This window comes from Candidatus Lernaella stagnicola, assembly GCA_030765525.1.
Classification (GTDB): domain Bacteria; phylum Lernaellota; class Lernaellaia; order Lernaellales; family Lernaellaceae; genus Lernaella; species Lernaella stagnicola.
Window position 1 is genome coordinate 48,540 of record JAVCCK010000044.1, and the last position, 13,285, is coordinate 61,824.

Here is a 13,285-nt window from a genome sequence, read left to right on the forward strand (position 1 = left end):
AATCTTGGTGATTTTTCCTCTCGCGACCACCGCGACGGTTTGACTTTTCGCGGCCGTCGGGGCAAGTTCGGAGCATCATTGCACTGTTTTGAATTTGAGAGGAAACGTCGATGAGCAACCTACGTATCGAAAAAGACGGCAATGTCGCCATCATGGTGTGGCAACGCGCCCCCCAAAATCAATTCAACACCGAATTTTTGAAGGAGATCGTCGCGGCCTTGGCCGAGTTGGCCGCCGACCGAGACGTCAAGGCGCTCGTAATCACGTCGGGCGTGGAGAAATATTATTCAACCGGCTTGCACCTCGAGTGGATCATGCAGGAAGCGATGCAGAATCCGCCGGGCGTGCCTGAATTCTTCGGGATGATCAACAAGTTCATGATCGAGATTACGGCTTTTCCCAAACCGGTGATCGCCGCGATCAACGGCCATTGCGTGGCGATGGGGGCCATCATCACCGCCAGCATGGACTTCCGCTTGATGTCGCCCGACAAGGGCTTCGTACGGCTGCCCGAAGTGGAAATCAACATCCCCTTCCTGCCGGGTATGCGCGCGATTTTCAAAGACATCCTGACGCCGCAGGCGTGGCGCAATCTGGCCTACACGTCCGACCGGTTTACCGGCGAGCAGGCCCACGCGATGGGTTACGTCGACGCGCTGCATCCGCAAGATGAGTTGCTCGGCGCGGCGGTCGCGCTGGCCGACAAGTTGGGTCGATTCAAGATGAGCACGTACGCGGCCATCAAGCGCGACAATCGCGCCGACGTGCTCAGGATCATGCGCGAGGAAGATCCGCCGGCAATTCAGGCGATGCTCAAGACCTTTGGGGGCGGCTGACGACCTTGCCCTCGGCAACTAGACGCCCTACCTTTTTGTGACGACAACAGCGACACGGAGCGCAAGATGAACGTGCGAATCACTTACTGCAGCGTATGAAACTACCAGCCCAAAGCCGCCAGTTTGGCGGCTGAATTCAAAAGAAAGTTCAGCGTGGAACCCGTATTGATCGCCGGCGCCGGCGGCGTGTTCGACGTTGAAGTGGACGGCAAGCTCGTCTATTCCAAAGACCAAACCGGGCGTTTTCCGAACCCGGACGAGGTCACCGACCCGCTCATCGGCTAGCGGCGACCGGCCTGCCGACTCCCAAAACCGGTAATCGTGAGGTACGTATAATCAGGACGTCCGCTTGACGTCCGCGCATACCGTCACAACCTTTCCTGTACACGCGACACGCGAGGTGCGGAGGTTTTTCGGTGAGTTCGGATCTAACACTTTCCTACAGCTTTGAGAAACTCGACCGCGATCTGCGGGAGCTCATGACGTGCTTTCAGGAGATCTTGGCCGACCTGGGTGACGACGATCTGGCCGCCGCCCTGCCCTGGGTCGCTACGGCGGGCGACAAGGAAAAACACGACGAAGTGCTCACCACCGAAGCGGGCCTACAAGCTTTGTCGCTGAGTTTCCAGTTGTTGAATATGGTCGAGGAAAATTCCGCCGCACAAACCCGCCGTCAAGTGGAGCAACGGGTCGGCCTGCTCGCCGAGCCCGGCCTGTGGGGCAAACACCTCGCGCGCCTCCATGAAATGAATTTCTCACCGGAGAAAATCGCCGACACGCTACCGACTATTTGGGTCGAACCCGTACTGACCGCGCACCCCACCGAGGCGAAGCGTTCGTCGGTTCTCGAGCAACACCGGGAACTCTATCTACTTTTGGTCAAGCGCGAAAACCAGATGTGGACGCCGACCGAGCAGGCTTTTATTCGCGAGCAAATCAAGGTCGCCTTGGAACGCATCTGGCGCACCGGAGAAATCCTGCTGCAAAAACCCGACCTGGCCACCGAGCGCCGCGGCATCTTGTATTACTTGCGCGACATGTTCCCGCAAGTTCTGCCGCGCCTGGATTGGCAGTTGCGGCACGCGTGGCGAGCGGCGGGCTTCAATCCGGCGCTCATCGACGGCCCCGGAAAACTGCCCCGCATGCAATTCGGCACCTGGGTCGGCGGGGACCGCGACGGGCACGGCTTGGTCACGGCGAAAGTGACCGAAGAAACCCTGCGCGAACTGCGCCAAGCGGCACTCTCGGTCCACGGCCGAAACCTGCAGGCGCTGGGTCAACGCCTAAGCCTTTCACGGCTGCGGCAAGGCGCACCGCCGGCGTTGCGGGAAGCAATTGCCGCGAACGTGGAAGCACTCGGCGATCTGGGCCGCGAGGCGATCGAACGCAACCCCGAAGAGCCGTGGCGGCAGTTCGTCAACCTCATGCGGGCCAAGTTGCCGGGGCAAGACCCGTGCATGATTGAGTCGCTGCCGTATCAGTATCGGCGGCCCGATTTGCTCGCGGCCGACCTGCTGCTGTTGTACGAGTCGCTTTGCGACATCGACGCCAAGCGTTTGGCTGATCACGAGATCCTGCCGGTCCTGCGCGCCGTGGAGATGTTCGGTTTCCATCTGGCCGTTCTCGACGTGCGGCAAAACAGCGAGTTTCACGACCGGGCCGTCGCCGGGCTGCTCGTGGCGGCGGGTATCGACGGGGCCGACTATCCCGACTGGCCGCTCGAAAAGAAAATGGAACTGCTGACGCGCGAGTTGCAGTCGCCGCGGCCGCTGGCGCACGGCATGGCCGAACTCAACGCCGAAGCCACAAACGTGCTTCGCGCCTATCGCGTCCTGGCCGACCACGGTGAAGAGTTCGGCTACGAAGGCCTCGGCGCGTTGATCGTCAGCATGACGCGCTCGACGGCCGACCTGTTAGCCGTGTACTTGCTGGCGCGGGAAGTGGGTTTGGTACGGCCGACGCCGGAGGGGCTGGTTTGCATGTTGCCGGTCGTGCCGCTGTTTGAAACGGTCGAGGACTTGGTCGCCGCGCCCGGCATTCTCGACCGCTTTCTGGCGCACCCGATCACCAAACGAAGTCTGCCCCGCTTCGACGGCACGGCGCTCCAGCAGGTGATGTTGGGCTACAGCGACAGCGCCAAGGGCGCAGGCGTGTTGTCGGGACAATGGTCGCTGCACCACGCGCAGCGGGCGTTGACCGACGTCGCGCACGACCACGAAGTGCGGCTGCGCTTTTTCCACGGCCGGGGCGGAACGATCAGCCGCGGCGCGGGTCCCACACACCGCTTTCTCGAATCGCTGCCGCACGGTTCGCTGTGCGGGGCGTTCCGGCTCACCGAGCAGGGCGAGACGATCAGCCAGAAGTACGCGAATCTCATCACCGCCACGTACAATCTCGAGTTGTTGCTGGCGGGCGTTACCTTCACGCGCTTGAACCACGAGCGGCCGATCCAAATCGAGACCGGGCTCGACAGCGTCGTCTCCGACCTGGCCGCGCGCAGCCATGAGGTCTATACCGAACTGATCGCCATGCCCGATTTTATGACCTACTACGGCCAGGCAACGCCGATCGACGCCATCGAGCAATCGCGCATCGGCTCGCGGCCCTCCCGCCGCACCGGCAAGCGCACGCTGAACGACCTGCGCGCCATCCCCTTTGTGTTCAGTTGGAACCAATCGCGCCACTACGTGCCCGGTTGGTACGGCGTGGGCACGGCGCTGGATGAGTTGGGCCGGCGCGATCCGGAAACCTTCTTCAACCTCGGCGAGCAAGTGAAGTACTGGGGCTTTTTGCGCTACGTGTTCACGAACATCGAAACGAGTTTGATGTCGGCCGACGCGGACATCATGGCCGCCTACGCCGATCTGGTCGAGGATAAAACCGTGCGCGACCGCTTCCTGGCCATCATCATCGCCGAATTCGAGCGGACGCGTAACATGCTCGAGCGTCTGTTCGGCGGGACGATCGAGTCACGCCGCCCGCGCCTTTTGGGCACACTGCGCCGCCGCGAGAAAGCCCTGCTGCTGCTGCACGAACGGCAAATCGAATTGCTGACCCGCTGGCGCGACCTGCTGCGCCGCGACCAGACCGACGACGCCGAGGCCCTGCTGCCGCGCGTGCTGCTCTCGATCAACGCCCTGGCCAGCGGCCTGCGCACGACGGGCTAGGCAGCCGGTTGGCCGATGTACACGTTTCGCGTTATATGATAGAGGCACATCGACGCGATACGAATTTTACTTCTTATCGCTCGTCGTGTTTTCTTTCGTCGTTTGATTAGCGACATTATATGGAGGCGCCCCGTGACCGGCGTTCTTGAATTGGCGAATCCCGAGTTGGTCATTGCCGAGCTAGTCGAGTTTCTTCGCACAGCGGTCAAAGAGTTACGAAGAGACGGCATTGTGATCGGGCTAAGTGGCGGCGTTGATTCTGCGGTTGTCGCAGCGCTGGCGGTTCGCGCGTTTCCGAAAAGCACATATGCGCTTATCCTTCCGGATCGTGATAGCGACCCGGCCCGCATCCGTCGCGCGATTGATCTCGCCGCTCAGCTTAACATCCACCACGAGCAACGGGACATTTCAGATATTCTGGACAAACTCGGCGTTTACGAAGTTCTTCCCGACTCATTCCGAAATCCAAAGTGGTTTTCCGAACAACTCGACCGATTTCGGCAATCGACCGGCGCCGTAATGCTGCAAGGGATCCACCCGGACCAGCGGCCGGACGCTCTGAAGACTCTCTCCGCTTTTTATATGCCGAAAATCCGGCTGCGCATGATTCTGCTCTACCAATATGCCTATAAGCATAATCTCGCTGTCGTCGGCACTACGGATCGGACGGAATACCTCATCGGGCAATACGATCCTTACGGTGACGGCGCTTGCGATTTGGAATGCTTGCTTAACCTTTACAAAACACAGGTGCGACAGATCGGTGCCGCATTGCGCGTGCCGAGTTCCATTATCGAAGCCCCCCCGTCACCGGACCTACTGCCGGGCATCGATAGCGAAGATGTAACCGGCATGCCTTACGATAGATTGGACGTGCTGCTTCACGCGTACGACATGTTCCGATCGACTGGCGACAAAATTTTTCTTGAAAGAATCCAAGCCACACACAAAGAAATAGAAGAAGTTGAAACCGCGTTGATTAACGCCAACTTCCGCCGCCGGTTGCCACTGACAAAGTGATTTCTTCCGTACCCCTCTCTTTTTTATCGCGGCGACGATAACCAATTTTCTTAATTCTAACACCAATAACTTGTTTACATGTTAATGTTAGTTGTTTAAGATAAGCACATTCTTTTTATAAGTCAGGGGACACACTAATGTATTTCTCTTTGACTGACATATGGAATCGCTTCGAAAATTTCATCTTTGTTGCCGCGGCAATCATTACGGTATCTCTTTTTGCCGTCGCCATGTATAAGAAATTTAGGCCGAAACAGCCGAAACAGCCGAAACCGGAGTCAGTTCTAGATCCCATCAAAACGATAGTTTCGCTTGAGAAGATTGGTTTCATAGTAGAAAAAAAAGGGACCACTTTTAACTCTGAATACCTAATCGAAAACAACTTTGTCATTTGTCCTTTAGTGCCAACCCCAGATCCTAACGTTCTTCACCTTTTGTTTGCACATGTAAGTAGGGAGCTGTCAAAAGCAAACCTTCGTATAGTCGTTTTACTCTTAGATTCCTACTACTATGAATGCCATTTTGAAAACGACGAACAACCCGAAGTTACAGCTGGCGTCAAGCAAGCAGTGGAGATTTTCAAAAAGTCTTTTGAGAGCCTCTATTCCGGCAATACAAAGATTATATTCGAATTAGAAACGACGCTGCTATCGAAGAAATCTTTTCGCGCCCTATTTTTAAAAAACCTTCTCTACTACTTCGGTTGCAAAAAAATGGGGGCTTCTCAAGGAAATATGCACCACGACACGTTCAAAAAAACACCTTTGTATCGCCATTTATTGCCCGTGTTAAATTTCACGTATCTCGAAACAACGAAGCATAGATTCGGAATCACTCTCGCGGGACTTGACGATAAAAAGATCTGGGATTGCTTTTCGGAAGTATTCAAAAAGAAATCCGGAGACAGAAAAGAGCTAGTCAACGTGTATATCCCGCCGATGAAAAGCATTTTTGGCACCGATACACATGCTCTGGATCGAGAAGGCAATTTCTGCCTGCGGGACGATCGAGCAGCACTTGAGAAAAAAGTTCTTCAAAATATCGAGACGCTTGACGAATCTGTCGGCGTATTTTATTTGCTGAAGTGGTTTATTTTCCCGGAAGAAGGCTCTTGCATGGGATACACAAACTTCGACCTATTTTTAAACGAGGTGCGTGAAAATAAAATTCCGAAAAAGTTTCTTGTTGAACAACTCGCTGCTCTTGTGCATAAAATGTTTCACGGGCCAGAGGCCTAGTACGTCAAACCAACCGGAGACATCGAACCGTGGACAAATGGAATCAACCCTTTGCGAAAATTAACGACACACTAGCCGAACAAGAAAACTGGAACTCCATTAAGGGCGCGTATCTTTTCGGTAGCAATGTGCGCGGCTCACGGGACACCTGTGCTTCGGGCGAAGCCGAGATACGGAACGGAAAAAGCGATTCCGAAATCGATTTCCTTGTGATTTGCGAAAGAAAAAGCGTCTTGTTGAAAAAGCTGTTGGACGAAACTTTCAGCGATTTCGGCGAGGTGATCCATCACCCCGACCCCTACTCGCCGCGGTTGAGAGGCGAACCAATCATCGAGATGATCGTGCTGCCGGTCAATTCCCAGTATCTGGCGCGTGTGGTTGGCGGCGGTATTTTGACCGGCATCTCGGCTTTCAGCGAGTCGGCCTATGTTTCCGTTTACGGCGAAAAAAAACTTGATCGCCTAATCGAGCTTCCGCCGAAACGAATGGGGGCGCGATTCCGCCGGGAGGCGTTTCTGAAAGCGGTGTGGGGTATCGCGGACGTCATGGGCAAGCTTTGGCCGTTGCTGAACAGGAATCATGACGCCATCGACATCCGCCGCCTCGGCCGCTTCTTCGTCGCCGACTACGCCTGGGTCCTTACCGGGCATTGGCGCGAAAAACTCCCGGACGCTCTCGCGGATATAAGACGCTTCGAGAAGGATGAGGCCATCATCGAGGCGGCAACTCAACTCTGCGAATTTTCAAAAACCAAGCCCTTTGATCCGGATGCAAATTGTCAACACACCGCAGTCTTGTATCGGCTGGCGGAACGTCTATTCGAGAACATTAAACAATAGCCGTGTCGCCGCCCGCCTTTGCTTGAACAATCTTTCGCGATTCCCTAGACTTGCGAGAATCTTTGTATCGACGGAGGCTCACCGTGCGTTGGCGTTTGTACGTGTTGCTGCTGATGGTTGTTCTCGTCGTGCCCTTGCTCGGCGCGAAAAGTGCCGACGAGGCCGGTGATCGCGCGTGGTGGCAAAACACGGACGAGCCCGTCGCAAAAGAACTTCCGTACACCGGCTACACCCGCAGTTCCTTCTATCTGCCGATGCGCGACGGCGTTCGCATCGCCGTGGACCTATACTTGCCGAAGGGTTTGCCGGACGGCGAGAAGATTCCGGCCGCCCTTAGTCAAACGCGCTACTGGCGGCGGCTGCAAGTCAACAAGCCCTTCGGCCTGATTTTCAAAATGACGGAGGAAATCGAGCGGATCGTCCAAAGCGGTTACGCGCTCGTGCGTCTGGATGCGCGCGGCACCGGCGCGTCGTTCGGCACGCGAACGCACCCGTGGACGGCCGATGAAACCAAGGACGGCGCGCAAGTCGTCGATTGGATCGTGCGGCAACCGTGGAGCAACGGCCGGGTGGGCGCGGCAGGCGGTTCGTACGAAGGAACGACCGCCGAGTTCCTGGCGATCAACAAGCACCCCGCCGTCAAAGCCATTGCGCCGATGTTTGCGCTGTATGACACGTATACCGACATCGCGTATCCGGGCGGCATTCACTTGGAATGGTTCACCGAAATCTGGGAGCGCGGCAACCGCGCGATGGACCTGAATCAGCCGCAATCTTTCTACTGGTTTGCGCGGCTGTTTCTGCGCGGCGTCGCGCCGGTGGATCGCGACAGGTGGGGCAAGGAACTGGCGGAAGCGGCGCGGGTGCACCGGGGCAACTACCAGGTGCATCAAGAGGCCCGTCAACTCGTGTTTCGGGACGACGTCAGCCCCGGCGGTTTCACGCCCGACGTGTTCAGCCCGCACGCCTACGCGGACGACCTGCGCGCGGCGGGCATACCGATCTACAGCTACAGCGGTTGGTTCGACGGCGGCTACGCCCACGCGGCGGTCAAGCGTCATCTGACCGTACGCAACCAAGGCAGCCGGTTGATTTTGGGCCCGTGGGATCACGGCGGCGACGACCGCTACCGGCCCTTTGCCAAACCGACGCGGGCGAAGTTCGACCACATCGGCGAGTTGCTACGCTTTTTCGACCGCTATCTGAAAGACGAAAAGACCGGCATCGAAAACGAGCCGCCCGTTCATTACTACACGATGGTCGAGGATCGCTGGAAGGAGGCCGACACGTGGCCGCCGCCTGCGACGCCCACGCGCTTCCATCTTGGTGACGCCAAATCGTTGCTCCGCCACGATGCGCCAGTGACGGAAGGCGTGGACGAGTACCGTGTCGATCGCCGCGCCGGTACCGGGTCGGTGGCGCGCTGGAACAGCCTTGCCATCGGCCTCGCGGTGCGCTATCCGGACCGCAAACGACGCGACAAGCGGCTGCTGGTCTACGATTCGGCGCCGCTGCCCGAGGCGATGGAAGTCACTGGACACCCGATCGTCGAACTGTATTTGAGTTCGGATCAAACCGACGCGCAGGTGTTCGCCTACCTGGAGGACGTCGAGCCACACGGCGACGTCGCCCTCGTGACCGAAGGCATGCTGCGCGCCGTACACCGCCGCCTCAGCGACGGCCCGCCACCGTACCGCACGCCCGCGCCCTACCACACGTTCTTGCGGCGCGACGCGCAATGGTTGCGGCCGGGGCAAGTCGTAAAGCTGCGTTTCGATCTGCTGCCTGTCTCGCATCTGTTCCGGGAGGGACACCGAATTCGCCTCGCGCTGGCGGGGGAAGACATCGACCACTTCCGTTCCCTGCCGACACCGAGGCCGACGTGGCGCGTCTATCGCGGCGGGGCGACGCCGTCACATCTCATGCTGCCGGTGGTGCGCTAAGCGGCCGACAGACAACAACGCAGGCCGTCGCTTTTTTCGCCGGCGGCTTCGTCGTATCATGCCTCGCGTCGGATGGCTGACATGACCAAAACGCAGAGCGCACAAACTCAACGGAAAATCTTCCTGCCACTGGCCTTGGTGGTGTGGACGATCTTGCTGTTGGCCGCGCACGGCTACTGGATGGCCACCTACACCGGCGGCGTGATTCAGGAAGACACGGCCATTCTGAATCCGGCAGTGGAGTTTTTACGCCTGCGGGAAACCAAGCCGTGGACGACGGCCATTCTCGGATACGAAACTCACTACTGGCGCGACAGTTTCGTCACGCCGTACCTGATGGCCTTTCTCGTCTATCCGCCGCTGCCGTCGCTTGTCGTGGCGGGAAGCATCGCCTGGTTCGGCGCCCTGCCCAACGCCCCGTTTCTACCGGTCATGCTCTATTTGCCGCTGCTGGTTCTGGGAACCTTCCTGCTGGCGCGGCGCTTTCTGGGACCGGTGCCCAGTGCCGCCGCGGCGGCGATTGCCCCCCTCTTCCCGGGCTGCTTCTACCTGCAACGCCAACTTTACGCGGCCTACCCCATGACGGTAGTGGTGACGTTCGCCCTGTGGGCCTGGTGGCGCAGCGAGCGCCTGGCCCGTCCGGGGCGCGCCGTCGTTTTCGGTCTGCTTGCCGGAGCGTTGCTGCTGGTCAAGCACACGGCGTCGGTGTTTTTAGTCGCGCCGGCGCTGTGGACGTTGTTCGAATTGGGCCGCGACTTATCGCGCGACCGCTCGGCGTTCGCCAAACGGTTGGGTGGGTCCGTTCTTGCCCTGGTTACCGCCGCGGCTGTGGCGGCGTTATGGTACGTGCCGGCGCTGCGACATCTATCTTTCACGCTGGGTTTTCAGGCGTTGCGCGGCGTGCCGGAATTCGAATTCCTTTACTACCCGCGCTTGATCGCCTTCATGCTGGGACCGGTGGCGACGGTGGCCGCGGTCGTGGCGCTGGCGGGACTGGCCTACACGGCCTACCGTCGCGAAGTCTTTCGTTCGTCCTGGGCGGCGATATTGTTTTTCGCTTCGTGGATCGTGGTGCCGGTGACGATTTTTTCCTTTTTGCCCGTGGTGAACATGGAAGTGATGCTGCCGATCTTGCCGGCGATGGCCATCGTGATCGCGGCCGGGGCCGCAAGATTGCCGCGGCGCTGGATGTGGGGCGTCCAGGCCGGTCTCGCGGTGATTCTCGCCGTGTTGTTTGTCCGCACCCTGGACGTTTACGGCCTGCCCTTCGAAAAACAACTATATGAACCACGCGCGCCGGGCACCGACGCCAATTACGAAACGCTCGTCACCCACTTGAAGGAACTGACCGCCGATGTCGAAGCGCCGATGGTTGCCGTTGTGCCTTTCGCCGACTATTACGTCTCGGACATGGTGCTGAACTATTATGCCTTCCGGCACGGCTTCAAGTACAAGCGCACCGAATACTGGTTCGATCACCTGTGCGGCGACAATGATCCGGAAGCCCCCGCCCAACCAGCGGAGCCCTTGGCGGACTTCGCGTTGCGGGTCGAAGGCGACGCCCAGTTCAAAAAGGTGCTGGGATTTTCCGACGTCTTGCTGCTCAACCTGCGCGACAAGCCGCTGCGCGACCACGAGCGCCACTGTCCGCTGGCGCAAGCGGTGCGGCTTGTGTTGGAAAAACCGGAATACCAAGAGGTGTTCAAGAAGCGCGGCGTACTAACGACTCCCAGCGGCAGCGAAATCCACATCCATCAGGCGACCGCCGGGCGCGCGGCGTGGGTCGAGATGCCTCCCGTGCCGCCGCCGGGCCAACTTGCACCTCCGCCTCCACCGCATTTTTAATCAGTCGTGGAAACCGTTTCCCGCCGCACGAACGCGACGTCATCCAAATCGACGACGTAGGGTTCGCCTTGTGCCGCAACGATGCGCAACCACGTAAAGGACGACGCCGGTGGTGTCCCCGCCGCGCCGAAAGGCGTGCAAACCCGCCGCCACTCGTATCCTGTCGGCAACTTCAAGGGCGCCGACCACGTACCTTCCGCACCGCCGAAAGTCAGTGAGAGCGGCCCGCCCTGTACGCCCAATTGTTTGCGCCTCACCCAGAGACACAGCGCGTCGGCTTCGTTCGCGGTCGCGGGCACGGCAATGGCCAGGGGTTCGCCCCAACCGTCGGCTCCCACGCTCAGCGACACGTAGCCCACGGGCGTGGGGTTGATTTGCGGGCGGTAATACAGTCGCTCGTAGCGCAGTCGCGAGACCGCGTCGGGCGGCACGGCGACCATCCCGTCGCGCCGGTCGGTAATGCGATACAAGCGCGCGAAAGGCAGTTTCTCGGCCGGGCCGAAAAGCGCGTCGGAAAGCATATATAGTTCGTGGGGGAGGCGGCGGAATCGCGCGATTTCCTCGTTGCTTTCTTCAAACATGGTGTGCGCCAGCACGTAGCGGAAACCCTGGTCGTAGAGCGCGGCGACATCGCCCCGCGCCGCCTGCCACGGCCCATCCCGGCGGAGTTGCAGATCGAGCAGCGCGCCGATCACCGAGTTGCGGGACGCCCATTCCGCGGTTTGCCGCCAAGCCGGGCCTCGCAAGAGCGTCGCGTTGAATATCGGCCGACGATGGTGGGTTTGAGCCAACATGGCCTGCGCGTTCACGTCGCTGATCGGCAAGGGGAAAAAGGGCACTTCCAACAGCGCGCCGTCCGGCAACTTGGCCACCACGTCTTCGTATTCCTCAGGAACGAAAACCTCGCGGAACGCCCCGCCCCCGGCCTGGTATCCGGCCAACGCGACAATACCCGTTATGAGCACCACCGCCGCCGCCGCATACCATCGCGTGCGAGGTCGCGACGCCAAGGCAATCAACCACGCCGCGCCTATCGCCGTGGGGCCGATCAACAACAACCCGGCGGGCAGCATAAAGCGATAGGGCCGGTAAAACAGGTCAAAGCCCGGCACGAGGTGATAGGCGAGCCACGCCGGCAGCGGCACGGCGAATTGGTCGTTGCCGAAATTGAAATGGTTGAACCACCGCAAATACGGACCCGCGGCCAGCACGATGAACCCCACGGCCAACGCGGGCAGCCACGCGCGGCGGCGCTTGGCGTCGGCCAGCCCCAACACGCTAAGTACGACGAGCGCCCACCAAGCAAGCGGCGCGGCGGGTACGGCCTCATCTTGCGCGACGAAAAACTCGCCGACGTCCAAGGAATCGCCGAGCAATGCCGCCGTCGTCCCAACTTGAGCATCGTGCATTTGGCGGGCCAGGACGGCATCGGGCGTAATACGCGCCAGGGCGCGGTCGGATTCGTCGATGGTCAAGTCGTCGCCGTGGATCAACGGCCCGACAAAGGGCAGCGCGGCCAGCGTTGTAAGAACGATCGCCGCGGCGAGCAGTATGGCGCCGGTGCGGCGCATCTCCGGTTGCGTTCGACGCCACAGGAAAGGCGCGGCGGCGACCACGACCAGGCCGAACATGCCGGCCATCACCCAGTTGGTGAATCCGGCCAACAGCCAAAACACGACCAACGTTGCGGCGCGACCGACCGTAGGTTTGTCGGCCAGGCGCAGCAATGCCCAAAACGCCAACACGAAAAATCCGGTGCACGCCACCTCAAGACTGCCGGCGGCCAATTCCCGAGCGGTGATGGGATTAGCAAGCCAGAGCATCCCGGCCGCGAACGCGGCGACGGTGGAATCGGTAAATCGTCGCGCGAGTACAAATGCGGCGAAACCGGAGAACGCCAGGGAAAGCAGCAGAAAAATACTGTAAAGCTCCACCGGCTGGATGGCGAAGAGCAATTGCGGCGGCACGGAAAGCAGCGGCAAGAGGAAGTGCGCCAAGTCGGCGCGTAGATTGTAGCCGAAGGGGTAGAAGACGCGCGTGGTCGTCACCGACCAATCGCCGGAGGCAACCATGTGGCGCGCCTGATCGAAGAACCAAAGGTTGCCGAGCATATCCCAGCTCGTGCCCCACGTGCCCTTGCCGAACGAACCCAGCACGGGCCAGGTCAATGCCGCACCGACCGCCAAAAACAGGAGAAATACGGCAATGAGGCGGAACACGGAACGGTTCATCGGCACTCCTTGGTCGGCCGGCGTGATTTATACGAAAAGTAAAAACGTGCGCTGAAATTGTCGTTCAGCGTGCCGCCGGTCGTCAAGGAGAGTTCGGCGATTTGCGTGACGGTCAATTGACGACATACCGTTACGCACTTGTCGGCCGTGAGCTCTCGTTTGCGGG

9 protein-coding genes are annotated in these 13,285 nt (G+C 59.5%); 8 read left to right on the forward strand and 1 reads right to left on the reverse strand.

Translation table 11 applies throughout. The features are described 5' to 3' along the window. Positions 1-110: 110 nt before the first annotated feature. The 8 genes from P9L99_20795 (at position 111) to P9L99_20830 (ending at position 10,888) form a co-directional block, all read left to right on the forward strand. Positions 111-836, forward strand: a complete 726-nt coding sequence (locus tag P9L99_20795; GenBank protein ID MDP8225811.1) for an enoyl-CoA hydratase/isomerase family protein — start codon at positions 111-113, stop codon at positions 834-836. A gap of 66 nt (positions 837-902) precedes the next feature. After that, the gene (locus tag P9L99_20800) at positions 903-1,121 is read left to right on the forward strand and encodes a SelT/SelW/SelH family (seleno)protein (protein ID MDP8225812.1); all 219 of its coding nucleotides are present in this window, start codon (positions 903-905) and stop codon (positions 1,119-1,121) included. 131 nt (positions 1,122-1,252) lie between these two features. Further along, positions 1,253-4,003 carry a phosphoenolpyruvate carboxylase gene (locus P9L99_20805; protein MDP8225813.1) on the forward strand — a complete coding sequence of 917 codons (2,751 nt, stop codon included), beginning with the start codon at positions 1,253-1,255 and terminating at the stop codon, positions 4,001-4,003. A gap of 132 nt (positions 4,004-4,135) precedes the next feature. After that, entirely contained in the window at positions 4,136-5,023 is an 888-nt protein-coding gene (gene nadE / locus P9L99_20810) for an NAD(+) synthase (protein ID MDP8225814.1), read from the forward strand. 137 nt (positions 5,024-5,160) lie between these two features. Then, positions 5,161-6,261: a hypothetical protein gene (locus P9L99_20815; GenBank protein MDP8225815.1), complete on the forward strand. Its 1,101-nt coding sequence runs from the start codon at positions 5,161-5,163 to the stop codon at positions 6,259-6,261. Positions 6,262-6,494: 233 nt separating this feature from the next. Next, positions 6,495-7,100 carry a hypothetical protein gene (locus P9L99_20820; protein MDP8225816.1) on the forward strand — a complete coding sequence of 202 codons (606 nt, stop codon included), beginning with the start codon at positions 6,495-6,497 and terminating at the stop codon, positions 7,098-7,100. An 83-nt stretch (positions 7,101-7,183) separates the two neighbouring features. Continuing rightward, positions 7,184-9,043, forward strand: a complete 1,860-nt coding sequence (locus P9L99_20825) for a CocE/NonD family hydrolase (GenBank protein MDP8225817.1) — start codon at positions 7,184-7,186, stop codon at positions 9,041-9,043. Positions 9,044-9,124: 81 nt separating this feature from the next. Next, positions 9,125-10,888 (forward strand): glycosyltransferase family 39 protein, encoded by a 1,764-nt coding sequence (locus P9L99_20830; protein ID MDP8225818.1) that lies wholly within the window; start codon positions 9,125-9,127, stop codon positions 10,886-10,888. Here P9L99_20830 and P9L99_20835 read toward each other — a convergent pair. Beyond that, positions 10,885-13,119 carry a hypothetical protein gene (locus P9L99_20835; protein MDP8225819.1) on the reverse strand — a complete coding sequence of 745 codons (2,235 nt, stop codon included), beginning with the start codon at positions 13,117-13,119 and terminating at the stop codon, positions 10,885-10,887. The genes P9L99_20830 and P9L99_20835 overlap by 4 nt on opposite strands. Between the last annotated feature and the right edge of the window lie 166 nt (positions 13,120-13,285).